Below are 17,409 nucleotides of genomic sequence, written 5' to 3'. Positions count from 1 at the left end.
CGCCCGCAAGGGCACTGCAAAGGGCATGGCGCTGCATTGAAAGGGACGGCCACCGCAAACGCCACCCGGCGCGACTTAAGGAGCAAACCCACGCCCGGGCGCAGGCGCCTAATCGCGCACCAGCGACCGCTCCGCCACCCGCACCAGCCGCGCCCAGACGGCGGAAAAGGCCGTGGGATCATCGCGCATCAGCACCGACCGCGCATCCCCGGCCACCTGCGACAGGCTCACCATGCCGACGCCTGCCGCCATCACCTGGATCCGCTTCAACCCGCGCGGCAACCCGTCCAGTTCATGTCGGTCCACCTGCGCCGCCATCACCGTGACTGCCAGCGCCAGTTCCCCGACAGCCCGCGAGACCAGCTTCGCCGCCGGATCCGGCCCCAGCCTGTCAAAGATCGCCAGGATCGCCCCCTCATCCTCATCCACCCGCTCCTGCGGGTGCAGCATCACCACACTGCCCGCCATTCCGTCCCCCGAAAGCGCATCACACCCGCTGACAGCATGTTTCATGCCACTGAACGAAAGGTTGCCGCGCGGAAAAATAGACTCTCGAATTTTCTGATACTTCATCCTAGGAAGGCCCCATCGCAGCCGCCCAAGAAGGATGCCCCATGCAACAGGCCCGGCCCCTTCCCGCCTATCTGATCAGCCGCTTCCACGGCTGGCGGGCGACCACCTATCAGGACAACAAGGCCTGGTTCCGCCGCCTCGCCGAAAGCGGCCAGCATCCCCGCGCCATGGTGATCTCCTGCTGCGACAGCCGCGTCCATGTCACCTCGATCTTCGGCGCGGATGAAGGCGAATTCTTCATCCATCGCAACGTGGCGAACCTCGTGCCGCCCTACAATCCCGACGGCGAATACCATGGCACCTCGGCGGCGGTGGAATATGCCGTCACCTCGCTCGGCGTCGCCCATATCGTCGTGCTGGGCCATTCCAACTGCGGCGGCGTCAAGGGCTGCCATGACATGTGCTCCGGCCACGCCCCGGCCCTGGAGGAGAAATCCTCCTTCGTCGGCCGCTGGATGGATATCCTCCGCCCCGGCTTCGACCGCGTCCGCCAGGCCGCGCCGGAAGATCCGCTCCGCGCCCTGGAAAAGGAAGCCGTCCTCGTCAGCCTCGAAAACCTGATGACCTTCCCCTTCGTCCGCGCCGCCGTCGAGGATGACCGCCTCACCCTGCACGGGCTCTGGAACGATACCGGCGCCGGCGCGCTGGAACAGTTCGATCCCTCACGCGCCGCCTTCATCCCGGTCTGATCCGCCCCCGTCTCCTTCATCTTGGCGAAAAATACCCTCAGGGGGTGAATGGCCGCGCGGCACGCGCGGACAGAGGGGGCGGAACGCCCCCTGACACCGGAGGAGGCGCGCAGGCGCCGACGACAGGAAAGGCTCGCGGCGGCACGCCGCTCCGCAAGATCACTGCGCGGAATGAAAAAGGGCCGCCCCGCCGGGACGGCCCCCTGTCTCGCTCGATCCGCGATCAGCCCTTCTTCAGGCAGCGGCTTCCCAGCACTTCGGCGATCTGCACCGCGTTCAGCGCGGCCCCCTTGCGCAGGTTGTCGCTCACGCACCAGATGTTCAGCCCGTTCTCGATCGTGCTGTCCTGCCGGATGCGGCTGATATAGGTCGCATATTCGCCCACGCATTCGATGGGGGTGATGTAGCCACCGGCCTCGCGCTTGTCGACGACCAGCACACCGGGCGCCTCGCGCAGGATGTCCGTCGCCTCTTCCCAGTCGAGGTAATCCTCGAACTCGATGTTGATGGCTTCCGAATGGCCCACGAAGACCGGCACCCGCACGCAGGTCGCCGTCACCTTGATCTTGGGATCAAGGATCTTCTTCGTCTCGGCCACCATCTTCCATTCTTCCTTGGTCTCGCCCGAGTCCAGGAACACATCGATATGCGGGATCACGTTGAAAGCGATCTGTTTGGGGTAAACCTTCGGCTCCACTTCCTGACCCGGCACGAAAATGCCCTTGGTCTGGTTCCACAGCTCGTCCATCGCCTCCTTGCCGGTCCCCGACACGGATTGATAGGTCGCCACCACCACCCGCTTGATCCGCGCGCGGTCATGCAGCGGCTTCAGCGCCACCACCATCTGCGCGGTGGAACAGTTCGGGTTCGCGATGATCATCTTGTTCTTGTAGCGGACCACGTCATCGGCGTTCACTTCCGGCACGATCAGCGGGATCTCCGGGTCGTAGCGATACAGCGACGAGTTGTCGATCACCACGCAACCCTGGCTTGCCGCCTTGGGCGCATAGACCTTCGTCGCGTCCGACCCGATGGCGAACAGCGCAATATCCCAGCCCGTGAAATCGAACGTGTCCAGATCCTGCGTCTTCAAAGTTCGGTCGCCAAAGCTGACTTCCGTCCCCAGCGATTTTCGCGACGCCAGCGCCGCGATCTCATCGACCGGAAACTCGCGTTCCGCGAGGATGTTCAGCATTTCCTTGCCAACGTTGCCCGTGGCACCGACGACTACGACCTTGTAGCCCATCATGGATCTCCTTCTTGCGCCCCAACATCGGGGACGGGGCCGCATACCCCAAGCGTGTCAGGGGGAAAAGCGGATTCGCAGGCCGCGCGGCAATCCGTCAGTCAGTGCGATCCTGCGAGAACAGATAGACCACCATCCCCCCCGCCAGCAGCAGCGCGAAAAAGGCAAACAGTCCCTGATAGGGCAGGGTCGCCGCGCCTCCGGCCCCGGCCTGCAGCACGGCATGCAGCCGCCCCGTCGCCACCTGCGCCAGCCCCACCGCCCCGATCCCGAACAGATTGAGCAGCGTCACCCCCCGCCCCATCAGATGCGGCGGCACGAATGCCCGTCCATGCGCCATCACCATCGGGAAGGACGCGCCAAAGAATCCCAGCGCCGCCAGCAGGCCCAGCGTCCACCACCCCCCGGCAGCGGGCATCGCCCACAGGCCGATCAGGCAGACCAGCACCCCCAGATTGCCCCCGAAGATCAGCCATTTCCGCGTGCCCAGCAGCCGGTCCAGCGGCCCATAGGCGAAATTGCCCGCCACCATGGCCACCCCCATCACCAGTGTGGTCACCCCGATCGCCGCCGCATCCGCGCCGAAGACGTCGCGATAGTAAGGCCCCACCCACAGCCCCCGCAGCCCCGCCGCAGGCACGTAGCACACCGCCATCATGATCAGCACCGGCCACAGCGCAGGCATCCGCAAAAGGTCCATCAGCGACCCGCGTCCCGCCCCCTCGACCTTGGGCGGATCGCGCACCAGAAGGCCCAGCGCCAGCGCCACCAGCAGCGTCACCCCCGCCAGCCCCCACAGCGTCTCGCGCCAGCCGAAGGCCTCCACCGCCGCAGCCAGGGGCAGGCTCGACGCGATGTTCCCCATTGAGCCCACCCCGATCACCACCCCCGCCAGCGTGCCGAAGACCGCCGCCGAATAGGTCCGCGCAAAGATGTAATAGGCCGCCATCAGCACCGGCGCGCAGCCCACCCCGATCAGCGCCATGGCCAGCGTCACCGCCCCCGGCCCCTCGGCCATGGCAAAGACCGCAGCGCCCCCCGCACCGCCCAGACCCAGCAGCACCGCCGCCGTCAGGCGCGGCCCCACCCTGTCCAGCGCCGATCCCACAGGGATCTGCATCACCGCAAAGACCAGGAACCACACCCCCGAGGCCGCCGCCAGATCCTCGGGGCTTGCCCCGATCTCGCTGCCCAGCACCGGCGCCAGCACCGCCAGAAAGGCCCGATAGAACTGTGACAGCACATAGGCCGCCACCAGCGCCGCTATCCCCGCAATCATTGTGAAAATTCCTCCATCCCGGCGCGCACACTGCCAACCCCGCGCCGCCACCGCAACCCCGCAAAGCCCCGGCATAGCCCCCGGCATCGCCCCAGCATCACCCTTGCCAGCCCCGGACAAGGCGCGCATCCTTGCCCGGTCAGCCAGCAAGGGATCGCGCCGCATGCTCCGCCCCCCGTTCCGCCTGCCCGCCCCTGCCCGCGCCCTGATCCTGGGCCTGATCCTCGGCCCTGCCGCCCTGCTGCCCGCCCCCGCCGCCCGCGCAAATGACGGCTTCGGCGGCCTGTCCGCCACCGGCCTCCACTTCGCCCGCACCGATGCCATCGCGATGGAATCGGAAGACCTCTACATCTCCCCCGACCGCATCCGCGTGACCTACACCTTCCACAACCTCACCGATGCCGATGTGACGGGCGAGGTGATCTTCCCCCTCCCCCCCATCTCGCTTCAGGCGCTGATGACCTCGGATTTCAACATCCACCAGGGCGACCGCGACAACCTCGTGAACTTCACCGCCACGGTGAACGGCCAGCCCGTCCCCGTCACCATCGACCGCATCGCCGTGATCGAACCGCCATGGGATGAAACCCGCCCCCTCTCCGCCCAATACGACACGCCCGGAACCGATGTCACCGCCGCCCTCCGCGCGGCCAATCTCCCCCTGACCATCGACATCAAAAGCCTGACCGACGCCCTCTTCGTCAAAACCCCCGCCGAACGCGCGGCGCTTACCGCAGCCGGCTTTGCCGAATTCCACGACGGCGATCCCGCAACCGGCATGCCCGCCGAAGTCTGGCCCCTCTGGTCCATCGTCCTGCGCCACCACTGGACGCAGACCTTCCCCGCAGGCCAGACCCTGACCATCTCGCATGAATACGAAAACCGCCCGCCCGGCGGCCTCTTCGGCTGGACGCACCCGCCCCGCAATGATTGGGAACTGGAATTCCAGTCCCGCTACTGCATTGATGACGGAACCTCGCGCGCCATCGCAAAGCGGCTTGGCCCCGATGGCTATGGCATTGCCCTCAACCTCGCCTATGTCCTGCGCACCGCGAATTCATGGGCAGGCCCGATCCGCGATTTCCGCCTCACGCTCGACAAGGGCGCGGCAGAGAACGTCATCTCCCTCTGCGCCTCCGGGGTGGAAAAGACAGGCCCCACCACATTCGAGGTTCGCAAACGCGACTTCACCCCCGACCGCGATCTCGAAATCCTGATCGTCACCCCGCCGCCCGGCTAGGCGGCGCGCTCCCTATCCGCGATCCAGCGCCGCGCGCATCGCGGCCACGGCCTCGTCGATCCGCGCCGGATCCCGCAACAGGCTTCCGCCCAGCAGATAGACCACATCCTCGCCATACATCGCCTGCATCTCGGCGGCGCGCGCCACGCTCATGCCGCCGCCCGGGCTGGGCAGCATCGGCTTGCCCGGCCCCCCGGGCGCGCGGCAGGCCGCCGCGATCTGCCCGCAGTCCGCTGCGGTGAATCCGAAACGCCCCCCCACATTCGGAAAGACCGAGATATCCGAACCCGCCAGCCGCTGGATCGTGCCGAACAGGACGCCATGGTCGATCCCGTTGTCGGGGGCTAGCACATAGGGCCCCAGAAATGACGGATGCGTCATCACCGGCAGGCCCAGCGCCGCATCCCCCGCGATCCGGTGAACAAGGCCAAAGCCGAACAGCCCCGGCATCACCAGAACCCCGTCCGCCCCCGCCTCCTTCAGAAAGCGCAGATTGTCCTCGATCTCTTCGGGCCGCCCCGACAGGTTGGGAAAATACAGCGCCCGCCGCCCCGTCTCGGCCCGCACCGCCTCCATCGCCCGGCACACCGCCTCGACCCGCGCGCGAAACGGCGCCGCGGGTTGCCCGGCCAGACCGTGATCCTCCTTCACGATATCCGCGCCACCCCGCACACAGCCCGCGGCCAGCCGCGCGAAATCCTCGGGCGTCAGGCCCATGGGTTTCAGCACCGGCGCGATCATCCCGCCCGTCGCCCGCCCGCACAGCGCGCGGATCCCCGCAATCCCGAAACGCGGCCCGGGCATCCGTGCCGCCATCTCGGCCCCCGGCGTGATCCCCGTCACCCGGATCCCCGTCTGGATCGAGGAATTGCCGAAAACCACATTCAGGAACTGCGTGAACTCCGCCCCCGCGCTGTCAGGCGAATAGCTGATCACCGCCTGCCAGACCCCGTCCGCCAGCGCGCCGATCTCCTCCACCCGCCCGAGGATTTCGTCCTCCACCGGGCCTGGCGGCACCACGTCGCGCGGGATCTCCACCGTCTGTTCCAGCGCGATCCCCTCGGCCCGCGCCACCGCCTCGGCCCGCGTCGCCGCACGCAGGCGATAGGTCACCGTGAAGCGGGTCATCACAGGGCCTCGGCCTTCACGATGGAATGCACCGCGTCGATCCGCACCGCGCCCAGCGCATCCTCGTCGATCCCGGTCGCCTGCCCGGTCAGCCGTTCCACCGCCCGCACCAGCGACAGCGCATCCATCCCGTAATGCTTCATCAGATAGGGCCGCGACCCGCCATGCGCATAGGTATCCTGCAAGCCCAGCCGGATCAGCCGCCGCGCCAGCCCCGCCTCGGCCAGCGCCTCGGCCACCATCGACCCGATCCCCCCGGTCACCAGATGGTTCTCCAGCGTGATCACCCCATGGCGCACGCTGGCGGCATGGTCCACGATCTGCGCCGCGTCAAAGGGCTTCAACGTGTTCAGATGCAGATGCCGCACCGAAACCCCCGCTCGCGCCAGCGCCCCCCGCGCGCGGATCGCCTCTTCCGTGGTGATCCCGGCGGTCACCACCAGCACATCCTCGCCCTCGGCCAGCACCCGCATCTGCCCGATGCGGATCGGCGTATCGAACAGCCGCGGCACCGCCCCGCGCAGGATGCGGCAATAGACCGGGCCATCCACCCGGTCGGCCTCGGCCACGATGCTTTCCACCTCGGTCGCATCCCCCGCCTCAAGCACCGTCATGTTCGGGATCGTCCGCATGACCGAGATATCCTCGATCGCCTGATGCGTCATGCCCCCCGGCGTCGTGACCCCGGGCAGGAACCCCATCAGCCGCACCTTCCGCCGCGGATAGGCGACCGAGGCCATCAGCTGGTCATAGGGCCGCCGATAGAGGAATACCCCGAAGGAATGCAGAAAGGGCCGGAACCCGGCAAGGCCAAGGCCGCCCGCGAAAGACAGCATGTTCTGCTCGGCCATCCCCAGCGACAGGAACTGATCCGGATGCCGGTCGCGGAACCCGTCGATCTCGCAGCTCGACGTCAGGTCCGCCGACAGGCACAGAACCTCGGGATGCTGCACGGCATAGGCTTCAAAGGCGGCCGCATAGGGCCGGTTGACCATCTCCATCAATGGGCCTCCAGGGCAACGGGCGCCACGCCAAGCTCGGCGGCGATCTCGATATTCATCCGCGCGCGCTCCTCCTCGGATTTGAAACGCACGTAATGCAGGCGCGGGAAGCGGCTCATCAGGCTTTCCATCCCCTGCGTCGGGCGCGAATGGGCCAGCACGATCAGCGGCCGCCCCGGATGCGGCGTCGCCCGCGCCGCGCGCATCGCCTTCAGGTCATGCGCATCGCATTCGGCCACCACCGCGCCGAAATCGCGGAACTTCGTGGCGATGTCGCCCACCGTCATCACCTCGTCCATCGCGCCGTCGCATTGCTGGCGGTTCACGTCCATGATCGCCCACAGATTGTCGATCCCGTGATGCGCGGCGGCCTGCACGGCCTCCCATGTCTGGCCCTCCTGCACCTCGCCATCCGACATGAACACGCAGACCTGCCCGCTATGGCCCATCCGCTTGCGCCCCCAGGCCAGCCCCGCCGCCGTCGAAAGCCCGATCCCCAGCGTGCCGTTATGCACCTCCATCCCCGGAGAATGCTCGGCCCCGATCATCTCGACCGACGATCCGTCGCGGTTGAACATCCCAAGCCCCTCGGGCGCCATGCGCCCCACCTCGATCAGGCAGGCATAGGCGACCAGCGCGTAATGCGCGGGCGCGATGAACAGCCGGTCATGCACGGCATCGAAGGGCCCGTTATAGCCCGCGCCCGTCACATAATCCGGATTGTCCGCCGAGGGCACGCCGCCAAAGGGCGGCGGCACCATCGGCATGGTCGACGGGCCAAGGTTCAGCCCCTCGTTATACAGAAAGGCCAACTGCTCCGCCGCCGAACAGGCCTGGCTCAGATATCCACCATTGTTGCGGATCGTATGTTCGAAGACGCGGGCACGGATGCCGCGCGCGATCTCTTCGGTGGTCTTCTCGTTGCGCAAGGGCTCTCTCTCCTGTGCGGGCAGGGGGCGGGCCTGCGACGGCCCGCCCGGTTGGTGCATCCTCAGCGGGGCGGCAGCGTCATCCACGGCGCCATCGCCACATCGGCATGGGCAAAGGCGGGCAGCTTCGCGCCCAGCTCTTCCATGTTCTTGATGTCCAGCTCGTTCAGCATCGCCTGGGTGATCAGCGTCGGCGGCACGATCACGCTCGCCCCCGGATTCTCGCCCGCCAGCAGCAGCGCCAGCGACCGCACCGAAACCTCGCCCACCACGGCCGGGTTGGTGGCCGCCGTGGCCTTCCAGGCCGATCCTTCCTCGCGCATCAGCTGGATATCGGCGGTCGAGATATCGGCCGAATAGATCGACACCTGCCCCGACATGCCCGCCTCGTCCACGGCGATCTTCACGCCCTTGGCGAATTCGTCATAGGGCGCGAACATCACCTGGATGTTCGGATTGGCCGACAGCACCGAACGCGCCTGATTGGCGACCGAATTCGCGATGGGGTTGTCCAGCGTGCCGAACATCGCCACTTCGTTGATCCCGGGATTGGCGGCCTTCACCTCTTCCCAGACGGCGGCGCGGCGATCCAGCGGCGCGATCCCCGCAACATGCACGAAGCCCGCCACCCATTCCGCACCATTGTCGGCAATCGCCTGATCCAGCGCCAGTTGCGCCAGCGCGGCGTCGGACTGTTCCACCTGCGGAATGGCGGCATTCTCCACGTTCACGTCAAAGGCCACGACCTTGATCCCCGCATCCACGGCCCGCTGCGCGGCCTCCTTCATGGATTCGGTCAGCCCGTGCTGGATGATGATCCCGTCCACGCCCAGCGCGATGGCCTGATCCACCATATCCGCCTGCAGCGCCGCATCCTGACGGCTGTCAAAGACCTGCAGGTTCACGCCCAGCGCCGCCGCCTGCTTCTCCACGCCCGAAAGATAGGCCTGGAAGAAGTCGCCGGTCGAAAGATAGCGCACCAGCGCGATGTTCACATCGCCGGGATTGTCAAAGGGCGCGGGCGCATCCTGCGCCAGCGCAAGGCCAGGCACCAGCGCGACGCCGGAAACGAGTGCTGCGAAAATCCGTCTGGAGATCATTGGTTCCTCCCATTCTCCGTGAATGTCAGTGACCGGCGGGCCGCTTCTTCCGGCAGCCTTTCCGGCAGGCTCAGCGCCGCGCCCGGCCGACACGGCCGGACAGGGCAAAGGTGAAGACAAGCGCCACGACCAGCACGGCACCCTTGATGAAATCCTGCGTGTAGTAAGGCGCGTTCAGCATGGTCAGACCCTGCAGCAGGATCCCCACGAACAGCGCCCCGATGGCCGTGCCAAAGGCATTGGGCTTGGCCGCGCCCAGCACGGCAAAGCCGATCAGCGCCGCCGCCACCGAATCCAGCAGCAGGTTGTTCCCCGAGGCGACATCCCCCCGCCCCAGCCGCGCCGCCAGCAGGATCCCCCCGATCGAGGCCATGACCCCCGAAATCACATAGGCGAGTATCCGGTATCCCGCGACATTGATCCCCGCCAGCCCCGCCGCCTGCGCATTCGATCCGATCGCATACATCACCCGGCCATGCCGCGTCAGTTCCAGGAAGGCCCATGTCAGAAGCGCGATCACGATCAGCACCACCACCGAAAGCGGCACCAGATCCGGCAGGATGAAGTCGATCCGATGCCGCCCCAGCATCAGGAATTCCGGCGCGAAACTGCCCTCGGCGGCCTGCCCGCCCGGCAGCATCATCCCGGTCGAGATGGAATTGCCCTGCGTCGGAATGCGCTGCAACCCCACCAGCAGGAACATCATCCCCAGCGTGGCCAGCAGGTCCGGCACCCGCATCTTCACGATCAGCAACCCGTTCACCAGCCCCACCAGCGCGCCCATCCCCAGGCACAGCAGCACGGCGGGCACCGCGCCCATCTCCCAGATCACCATCACATAGGCCGACAGCATCATCGCCGATGTCGCCACCGCCCCGATCGACAGGTCGAACCCGTCCACCACCAGCGTGGCCGTCACCCCCAGCGCCAGAATCCCCGTGATCGCCACCGATTGCAGGATGAACACCCCGCTCTGCGGCGAAAGGAAGGCCGGGCGCAGGACCGAAAACACCACGATCAGCCCAGCCATCAGCAGAAGAAAGCCGTAGCGGATCGCCAGTTCGGTCAGGGAAAGGGATTTCATGCGGGTTCCTTCGTCCGGTCGGCCGCGCCCGAGACTTCCGTCATCAGGCGGGCAAGGTCGATATTCTCGTTCCGGTGGTCCCCCACCAGCGTATGCTCGCTCATCACAAGGATGCGGTCCGCCACTTCCAGCGCCTCGTCGATCTCGGCACACAGGACCAGCGTGGCGCGCTCGGCCGCGCTGTCGCGGATGCGCCGCCCGATATCGCGCCGGGCCTGGATGTCCACGCCCTGAAACGGCTCGTCCAGGATCAGCAACCGGCTCGCCTCGGCCATCCAGCGCCCGACGACCACCTTCTGCTGATTGCCCCCCGACAGCGTCAGGATCCCGTCCCGCGGCCCCTGACAGACCACTCCCATCGCCGCGATGGCCCGCTCTGCCGCCGCCCGCTCTGCCGCCCGCCGGATCAGGCCCAGAGGCCCGGCATGGCGCGGCGTGAAGGGCAGCGTCAGGTTCTGCTGGATGTCAAAGCCGGGCACCACCGCATTGATCAGCCGGTCCTTCGCCGCCAGGAACACCCCTTCCGCCACCGCCTCGGCCGGGCGGCGCGGGCGATAGTCCCGCCCGTCCAGCCGCATCTCCCCCGCCACCGGCGCCTCCAGCCCGAACAGCGCCGCCGCCAGCGCCGACTTGCCCGATCCCACCAGCCCGGTGATCGCCACCACCTCATTCCGCCGGAGGGTCAGGTCAAAGGCCCGCGCCTCGGGCTTCAACCGCAGCCCCCGCGCCTCCAGCATCACCGCCCCCGGCACCGGGATCGCGATATCCACCTCGGTGATCTCATGCCCCAGCATGGCCCGCACCGCGCCCGAATAATCCAGCGGCACCGTCTCGAACAGGCCCGAAACCTGCCCGTCGCGCATGGAAACGATCCGGTCCGCCAGCCGCCGGATATCCGACATGCGGTGCGAGATATAAAGAATCGCCACCCCCTCGCCCCGCAGCCTGTCGATCAGCGCAAACAACCGCTGCGCCTCGGTCAGCGAAAGCGATGACGTCGGTTCATCCAGGATCAGAAGCCGCGGCCGATGCGCCATCGCCCGGGCAATCGCCACAAGCTGCCGGTCGGCCAGCGACAGCCCCGCCACCGGGCGCGCCATGTCCAGCTCCAGCCCGATCGCCGCGGCGATCTTCCCCGCCTCGGCCCGCATCCGCCGCCGGTTCAGGAACAGCCCGCCCCCTTCGGCCAGCGAATCCAGCAGCAGGTTCGAGGCCACATCCAGATCCGGCACCACGCCATCATTGATGTTCTGATGCACCGTCACCACGCCCGACCGCAGCGCCGCCGCAGGCCCCGCCGGGGCAAAGGCCCGCCCATCCAGCCGGATCTCGCCCGCATCCGCCGCATGCACCCCGCACAGCACCTTGACCAGCGTGGATTTCCCCGCCCCGTTGGCCCCCATCAGCACCGTCACCTGCCCCGCGGGCAGATCCAGATCCACGCCACGCAACACCGCGTTGCGGCCAAAGGCCTTGGTCAGCCCACGTATGGTGATGGCCTGCGATGTCATGCGGTCTCTCTCCCTGACGCCAACGCTACCTTCACTTCATCAATTGTCAATAGCGTTTGACATATGCTGGAATTTTGGAAATGCTGCACCTGAGGAAGGCGGAAACGGGAGGAATGCCGCATGTCCGCAGAGGGCTATCTTGCATTGTCACCCGAAAGCCTGCCCAGGCGCCTGGGCGGGCTCGCGATCCTGCGCGAAAGGGTCGGCCCCCCAGAAACCTGGCAGGTGAAAGAGGTTGGCGATGGCAACCTCAACCTCGTCTTCATCGTCACGGGCAGCGCCGGGCAGGCGGTGGTCAAGCAGGCCCTGCCCTATGTCCGGCTGGTGGGCGAAAGCTGGCCCCTGCCGCTGCGCCGCGCCTTCTTCGAATACAACGCCCTGATCCGGCAAGAGGCGCGCGATCCCGGCTCCGTCCCCGCCGTCTGGCATTTCGACGAGGGTCAGGCCATCGTCGTGATGGAATTCCTGACCCCCCATGTGATCCTGCGTCAGGCCCTGATCGCCGGGCGGCGCGTCGCGGGGCTTGGCGAAAGGCTGGGCGAATTCTGCGCCCGCACCCTGTTCCGCGGCTCCGATCTTTCCATGCCAGCCCCCGCCCGCAAGGCCGATCTGGCGCTCTTTGCAGCCAATGTCGAACTCTGCGACATCACCGAAAACCTCGTCTTCTCCGATCCCTATTTCGCCGCCCCCCTGAACCGGCACACGCCGGGGCTTGATGGCATCGTGGCCCGCCTGCGCGGCGATCTCTCGCTCAAGGTCGCGGCCCAGCATCTGAAACTGGCCTTCACCAGCCGGGCCGAAACCCTGCTGCACGGCGATCTGCACACCGGCTCCATCATGGTGACCGATACCGAAACCCGGGTGATCGACCCGGAATTCGCCACCTACGGCCCCTTCGGCTTTGATATCGGGATGCTGATTGCCAACTTCCTCATGGCCCATTTCAGCCAGCCGGGCCACGAATCCGCCCCCGGCCAGCGCGCCGATCACCAGGACTGGCTCCTCGGCATCGTCGAAACCCTCTGGCAAAGCTTCACCACCGAATTCAGCCACCTCTGGCGCACGGAACGCCGCGGCATCCTCTATCAGGCCAGCCTCTACGAAGATCAGGGCCACGCCCTCGCCGCCGAACAGGCGCTTGACGATCTGCTCGGCCGGATCTGGCAGGACATGCTCGGCTTCTGCGGGATCGAGATGCACCGCCGCATCCTCGGCCTCGCCCACAATGCCGATTTCGAACGGATTGCGGATGAAGGCCGCCGCGCCGCCTGCGAGGCGCGCGCGCTGGCCATGGGCCGCCAACTCATGCTGGGCGCGGGCTCGATCCGCGGGATCGGCACCGTCACCGCCATGGCCCGCCGCATGGACAAGGAGACCCACCTGTGAAGATCAACGGAACCCCCTACCGCACCATCTGGCAGGATGCCGATGGCGTGGTCCAGGTGATCGACCAGCGCTGGCTGCCGCATGACCTGCGCATCGTCCCCCTGCGCAACCGCGCCGAATTCGCCACCGCCATCCGCGACATGTGGGTGCGCGGCGCGCCCTTGATCGGGGCCACCGCCGCCTGGGGCATGGCCGTGCAGATGGCCGCGGATCCCTCCGATGCCTCGCTGGCCGAAACCTGGGACATCCTGCACGAAACCCGCCCCACGGCGATCAACCTGCGCTGGGCGCTCGATGCCATGCGCAGCCACCTCGCCCCACTGCCCCCCGCCGCCCGCGCCGCCGCCGCCGCCGCCCGCGCCGCCGAAATCTGCGACGAGGATGTGGAAATCAACCGCCAGATCGGCCTGCATGGCCTCGCCATCATCCGCGACATCGCCGCGCGCAAGCCGGGCAAGCCGGTCAATATCCTTACCCATTGCAATGCGGGCTGGCTTGCCACCGTCGATTGGGGCACCGCCACCAGCCCGATCTATCATGCCGATGCCGCAGGCATTCCCGTCCATGTCTTCGTCGATGAAACCCGCCCCCGCAACCAGGGCGCGCAACTCACCGCATGGGAACTGAACAGCCACGGCATCCCGCATGACCTGATCGTCGACAATGCCGGCGGCCATCTGATGCAGCACGGCGAGGTGGACATGGTCATCGTCGGCACCGACCGCACCACCGCGCGCGGCGATGTCTGCAACAAGATCGGCACCTATCTCAAGGCGCTGGCCGCGCATGCGAATGGCGTGCCCTTCTACGTCGCCCTCCCCTCGCCCACGATCGACTGGCGCGTCCACGATGGCCTGCGCGAAATCCCGATCGAGGAACGCAGCCCCGCCGAAGTGACGATGGTGCAGGGTCGCGGCCCGGATGGGGCTATCACCTCGGTCCAGATCTCGCCCGATGGAACCGGCGCGCGCAACCCGGCCTTCGACGTGACCCCGGCCGAACTTGTCACCGGCCTGCTCACCGAACGCGGCCTCTGCCCGGCCACCGCCGAAGGCATGGCCGCCATGTTCGCCGATCTCAAGGCCGCGGTCGCGCCCTAGGGCGCGGCCAGCAGCGCCTCGGCCACGGTCGTGCCGGTCACCAGATGCGTGACATAACCACCCCGGATCGCCGCCCGCGTGGCGGCGACCTTGTCCATCCCCGGCGTGATCAGGATGCCCATCTCCAGCCCCACCAGCCGGGGCAGGGGCACGCCGATCATCCGGTCCTCCATCGGGCCGGGCAGTTGCCGCCCCTCGGCATCAATGAACCGCCCGCAGATCACCCCCACCGCGCCCTGCGCCACATACCAATCCAGATCCGCGCGCGTGGCCAGACCGCTCAGCACGATATGGCTGTCCGATGTCGCCGTCCCGACCGAGAACAGCAGCTTGTTCACCGTCTCCAGCTGATCAAGCTGCGCCTTCAGGATGGGCTCCTCGCGCAACTCCTCGGCCAGCGCGGCCCGGCTCACGATGGCGGGGGCATGCAGGTTCAGACAGCGCGCCCGCAGCCGCTGCGCCAGCCGCGTCGAACAGGCTTCGGCGGTAAAGCCATAGGGCGTCGCCATCGACCCCACCAGTTGCAGGATCGTCAGATCCTCCACCGGCATCGGCTCCACCATCTCGGCCAGTTCATAGACCGTCCGCCCCCAGGCCACGCCCAGCCGGTCGCCCGGGGCGATCAGGTCAGGCAGCCAGTTCGCCGCCCCCCGCACCACGCGCAGGAACCCCTCTTCCGCCTCCGTGCCCTCATCGGGGATGACATAGGCCCCCCGCAGCCCGAACCTTTCCGTCAGTTCCAGCGCCAGCCGATGCGTCGTGAAGGCCGGCGCGGCCAGGGTGATGCGGATCAACCCCTTCTCCCGCGCCTCCTGCAGGTAATTCACCACCGTCGCCCGCGAAATCCCCAGCGTCTCGGCGATCTCCTGCTGGTTCCGGCCATCCTGGTAATACATCCACGCCACCTGGATCACGGCATTCTCGCCGCTGACCTGCGCCAGATTGCGCCGCCGTGTCGTCACCGCCATCCCCACCCCACTTTTTGACCTTTGACAATAGTATCTGACAAAAGTAGAAATTCCAAGTGCGCAGCGCGCCCGTCACCGCCCGCCGCCCAGCCTTAGCAGGAGATGCCCATGATCACCAATCTCTGGAACGATGCCGAAGCCGAGGCCCTCCTCGCCGCCGCCGGGCCAGAGACTCGGGCCCGCGATCTGGCGCTGCGGGTCTATACCTCGCGCCTCATCGGGCGCGATCCCGATCTGGTCATGCATGGCGGCGGCAACACCTCGCTCAAATCCACCGCCACGGATGTCTTCGGCGCGGTGGTCGATGTGCTGCACATCAAGGGCTCCGGCTGGGATCTCGAAACGATCGAGGCCCGCGGCCTGCCCGCCGTCCGGATGGAACCCCTGATGCGCCTGCGCGACCTGCCCGCCCTCTCGGACGAGGCGATGGTCAATGTCCAGCGCCTGAACCTCCTCGATCCCCAGGCCCCCAACCCATCCGTGGAAACCCTGCTGCATGCCTGGATCCCGCACAAGGTCGTGGATCACACCCATGCCACGGCCTTCCTCACCCTCGCCAACCTGCCCGAAGTCGCCGCCGTCACCCGCGAACTCTTTGGCGACCGGCTCACTCTCGTTCCCTATGTCATGCCGGGCTTTGCCCTGGCCAAGGCCGCCGCCCGCGCCTATGACGAAAATCCCGAAGCCGAAGGTCTGCTTCTGGTCAATCACGGCCATTTCGCCTGGGGCCCCGATGCCCGCGCCAGCTATGACCGCATCCTCGCCCATACCGGCCTTGTCGCCGCCTGGCTGGCCGACCGCCGCCCCGCCCCGCTCGTCCCCGCCGCCGCCCTGCCCGCCTCAGCCAGCGCCCCCCTCCTCTCCGCCCTGCGCGGCGCGCTCGCCTCGGCCCTGCCCGACAACGCCCCCCTTCCCCTGATCGACCTCCGCACGGCCGAGGCCGACCGCGCCTTCTGCGCCCGCCCCGATCTGGAAACCCTCGCCACCCGCGGCGTCGCCACCCCCGATCACGTGATCCGCACCAAGGCCGAACCGCTGCTCCTGCGCCGCGCCGCCCAATCGGCCGAAGCGATGCGCGCCGCCGTGCAGGACTACGCCACCCGCTACCGCGCCTATTTCGAACGCCACGCCCCCCGCGCGGCTGAGCCGAAAACCATGCTCGCCCCCATGCCCGGCCTTGTCTGGCTCGAAGGCGCGGGCATCGCCGGCATCGGCGCCACCGCCGCCGCCGCCCGCATCGCCGCCGATATCGGCTGCCAATCCGCCCGCGTCCGCGCCGATGGCGAAGCGGTGGGCGGCTTCTTCCCCATCGGCGCGCAAGACCTGTTCGACATGGAATACTGGTCGCTCGAACAGGCCAAGCTCGGCAGCGGCAAACCCGCCCCCCTGCAAGGCCGCATCGTTCTGGTGACAGGTGGCGCCGGGGCTATCGGCCTTGCCTCCGCCCGCGCCTTCGCCGCCCAGGGGGCCAGCCTCTTCCTCGTGGATCGCCCGGGCGAGGCGCTGGATCACGCCACAGCCTCGCTTGGCCGCGATCACGCGGGCCATGGTTGCGACATCACCGCCCCCGGCGCGGCCGAGGCCGCCGTCGCCGCCTGCGTCGCCCGCTTCGGCGGCATCGACATCCTGCTTTCCAACGCAGGCGCCGCCGTGACCGGCGACATCGCCACCCTGCCCGACGACACGCTCCGCTCCAGCTTCGAGCTGAACTTCTTCGCCCATCTGGCCTTCTCCCAGGCCGCCATCGCCCATTTCCGCGCCCAGCAGGCCGCGCGCGGCACCAGGGGGGCCGAACCCGGCCAGATCCTCTTCAACGTCTCGAAACAGGCCGTGAACCCGGGCCGCGGCTTTGCCGCCTACGGCCTGCCCAAGGCCACGACCTTCTTCCTTTTGCGCCAGCTTGCGCTGGAACTCGGGGCCGAAGGCATCCGCGTCAACGGCATCAACGCGGATCGCATCCGTTCAGGCCTGCTCTCCTCAGACATGATCAAGGCCCGCTCCACCGCCCGCGGCCTGGACGAGGCCACCTATATGGCGGGCAATCTGCTCAGGGCCGAGGTAGAGGCCCGCCACGTCGCCGAGGCTTTCGTCATGCTCGCCCGCGCCGAACGCACGACCGGCCATGTCATGACAGTGGATGGCGGCAATATCGAGGCCGCTTTGCGCTGATCCCGC

15 protein-coding genes are annotated in these 17,409 nt (G+C 67.6%); 5 read left to right on the top strand and 10 right to left on the bottom strand.

What is annotated here, in order from left to right; genetic code table 11:
• Window positions 1-108: 108 nt before the first annotated feature.
• On the bottom strand, window positions 109-468 hold the full coding sequence (locus G5V65_RS04465; protein ID WP_165047382.1) for a hypothetical protein: 360 nt from the start codon (window positions 466-468) through the stop codon (window positions 109-111).
• Window positions 469-614: 146 nt separating this feature from the next.
• Between G5V65_RS04465 and G5V65_RS04460 the strand changes: the two genes are divergently transcribed.
• A complete protein-coding gene (locus G5V65_RS04460) occupies window positions 615-1,262 on the top strand; it encodes a carbonic anhydrase (protein ID WP_165047381.1) in 648 nt (215 codons plus the stop codon).
• Between the two features lie 223 nt (window positions 1,263-1,485).
• Here G5V65_RS04460 and G5V65_RS04455 read toward each other — a convergent pair whose 3' ends face one another.
• A complete protein-coding gene (locus G5V65_RS04455; RefSeq protein WP_165047547.1) occupies window positions 1,486-2,508 on the bottom strand; it encodes an aspartate-semialdehyde dehydrogenase in 1,023 nt (340 codons plus the stop codon).
• A 97-nt stretch (window positions 2,509-2,605) separates the two neighbouring features.
• The gene (locus tag G5V65_RS04450; RefSeq protein ID WP_165047380.1) at window positions 2,606-3,787 is read right to left on the bottom strand and encodes an MFS transporter; all 1,182 of its coding nucleotides are present in this window, start codon (window positions 3,785-3,787) and stop codon (window positions 2,606-2,608) included.
• Window positions 3,788-3,950: 163 nt separating this feature from the next.
• On the opposite strand from G5V65_RS04450, the gene G5V65_RS04445 reads away from it, so the two are divergent.
• Entirely contained in the window at window positions 3,951-5,027 is a 1,077-nt protein-coding gene (locus G5V65_RS04445; protein ID WP_165047379.1) for a DUF4424 family protein, read from the top strand.
• Window positions 5,028-5,039: 12 nt separating this feature from the next.
• On the opposite strand, the gene G5V65_RS04440 is transcribed toward G5V65_RS04445, so the two are convergent.
• The 6 genes from G5V65_RS04440 to G5V65_RS04415 all read right to left on the bottom strand — a co-directional run bounded on the left by G5V65_RS04440 (window position 5,040) and on the right by G5V65_RS04415 (window position 11,780).
• Window positions 5,040-6,155, bottom strand: a complete 1,116-nt coding sequence (locus G5V65_RS04440) for a RuBisCO large subunit C-terminal-like domain-containing protein (protein WP_165047378.1) — start codon at window positions 6,153-6,155, stop codon at window positions 5,040-5,042.
• On the bottom strand, window positions 6,155-7,156 hold the full coding sequence (locus G5V65_RS04435) for a transketolase family protein (protein WP_241250436.1): 1,002 nt from the start codon (window positions 7,154-7,156) through the stop codon (window positions 6,155-6,157). Before G5V65_RS04435 ends, G5V65_RS04440 begins: the two co-directional genes overlap by 1 nt.
• Complete coding sequence (locus tag G5V65_RS04430) at window positions 7,156-8,085, bottom strand: transketolase (RefSeq protein WP_241250435.1); 930 nt, start codon at window positions 8,083-8,085, stop codon at window positions 7,156-7,158. The genes G5V65_RS04435 and G5V65_RS04430 overlap by 1 nt, the downstream gene beginning before the upstream one ends.
• A 62-nt stretch (window positions 8,086-8,147) precedes the next feature.
• The gene (locus G5V65_RS04425) at window positions 8,148-9,185 is read right to left on the bottom strand and encodes a substrate-binding domain-containing protein (RefSeq protein ID WP_165047374.1); all 1,038 of its coding nucleotides are present in this window, start codon (window positions 9,183-9,185) and stop codon (window positions 8,148-8,150) included.
• A 70-nt stretch (window positions 9,186-9,255) separates the two neighbouring features.
• Entirely contained in the window at window positions 9,256-10,269 is a 1,014-nt protein-coding gene (locus tag G5V65_RS04420) for an ABC transporter permease (RefSeq protein WP_165047372.1), read from the bottom strand.
• Window positions 10,266-11,780, bottom strand: a complete 1,515-nt coding sequence (locus tag G5V65_RS04415; protein ID WP_165047371.1) for a sugar ABC transporter ATP-binding protein — start codon at window positions 11,778-11,780, stop codon at window positions 10,266-10,268. Before G5V65_RS04415 ends, G5V65_RS04420 begins: the two co-directional genes overlap by 4 nt.
• A gap of 120 nt (window positions 11,781-11,900) precedes the next feature.
• Between G5V65_RS04415 and mtnK the strand changes: the two genes are divergently transcribed.
• A complete protein-coding gene (gene mtnK / locus G5V65_RS04410) occupies window positions 11,901-13,166 on the top strand; it encodes an S-methyl-5-thioribose kinase (protein WP_165047370.1) in 1,266 nt (421 codons plus the stop codon).
• On the top strand, window positions 13,163-14,266 hold the full coding sequence (gene mtnA / locus G5V65_RS04405; RefSeq protein ID WP_165047369.1) for an S-methyl-5-thioribose-1-phosphate isomerase: 1,104 nt from the start codon (window positions 13,163-13,165) through the stop codon (window positions 14,264-14,266). Before mtnK ends, mtnA begins: the two co-directional genes overlap by 4 nt.
• On the opposite strand, the gene G5V65_RS04400 is transcribed toward mtnA, so the two are convergent.
• Window positions 14,263-15,234, bottom strand: a complete 972-nt coding sequence (locus G5V65_RS04400; protein ID WP_165047368.1) for a sugar-binding transcriptional regulator — start codon at window positions 15,232-15,234, stop codon at window positions 14,263-14,265. The two genes, mtnA and G5V65_RS04400, sit on opposite strands and share 4 nt — an antisense overlap.
• A 108-nt stretch (window positions 15,235-15,342) precedes the next feature.
• Here G5V65_RS04400 and G5V65_RS04395 point away from each other — a divergent pair, with 108 nt between their 5' ends.
• Window positions 15,343-17,403, top strand: a complete 2,061-nt coding sequence (locus G5V65_RS04395) for a bifunctional aldolase/short-chain dehydrogenase (protein WP_206526661.1) — start codon at window positions 15,343-15,345, stop codon at window positions 17,401-17,403.
• The last annotated feature ends 6 nt before the right edge of the window (window positions 17,404-17,409 follow it).

It is taken from the genome of Paragemmobacter kunshanensis (assembly GCF_011059185.1).
In the GTDB taxonomy this organism is placed as follows: domain Bacteria; phylum Pseudomonadota; class Alphaproteobacteria; order Rhodobacterales; family Rhodobacteraceae; genus Paragemmobacter; species Paragemmobacter kunshanensis.
This window is presented reverse-complemented; position numbering and strand designations above follow the sequence as displayed.

Bases quoted from the DNA above. Each gene is read 5' to 3' on its own strand.
- G5V65_RS04465 (WP_165047382.1), bottom strand. From the start codon at position 468: ATGGCGGGCAGTGTGGTGATGCTGCACCCGCAGGAGCGGGTGGATGAG.
- G5V65_RS04445 (WP_165047379.1), top strand. From the start codon at position 3,951: ATGCTCCGCCCCCCGTTCCGCCTGCCCGCCCCTGCCCGCGCCCTGATC.
- G5V65_RS04415 (WP_165047371.1), bottom strand. From the start codon at position 11,780: ATGACATCGCAGGCCATCACCATACGTGGGCTGACCAAGGCCTTTGGC.
- G5V65_RS04395 (WP_206526661.1), top strand. From the start codon at position 15,343: ATGATCACCAATCTCTGGAACGATGCCGAAGCCGAGGCCCTCCTCGCC.
- G5V65_RS04440 (WP_165047378.1), bottom strand. From the start codon at position 6,155: ATGACCCGCTTCACGGTGACCTATCGCCTGCGTGCGGCGACGCGGGCC.
- G5V65_RS04400 (WP_165047368.1), bottom strand. From the start codon at position 15,234: ATGGCGGTGACGACACGGCGGCGCAATCTGGCGCAGGTCAGCGGCGAG.
- G5V65_RS04450 (WP_165047380.1), bottom strand. From the start codon at position 3,787: ATGATTGCGGGGATAGCGGCGCTGGTGGCGGCCTATGTGCTGTCACAG.
- mtnK (WP_165047370.1), top strand. From the start codon at position 11,901: ATGTCCGCAGAGGGCTATCTTGCATTGTCACCCGAAAGCCTGCCCAGG.
- G5V65_RS04425 (WP_165047374.1), bottom strand. From the start codon at position 9,185: ATGATCTCCAGACGGATTTTCGCAGCACTCGTTTCCGGCGTCGCGCTG.
- G5V65_RS04455 (WP_165047547.1), bottom strand. From the start codon at position 2,508: ATGGGCTACAAGGTCGTAGTCGTCGGTGCCACGGGCAACGTTGGCAAG.
- G5V65_RS04460 (WP_165047381.1), top strand. From the start codon at position 615: ATGCAACAGGCCCGGCCCCTTCCCGCCTATCTGATCAGCCGCTTCCAC.
- G5V65_RS04435 (WP_241250436.1), bottom strand. From the start codon at position 7,156: ATGGAGATGGTCAACCGGCCCTATGCGGCCGCCTTTGAAGCCTATGCC.
- G5V65_RS04420 (WP_165047372.1), bottom strand. From the start codon at position 10,269: ATGAAATCCCTTTCCCTGACCGAACTGGCGATCCGCTACGGCTTTCTT.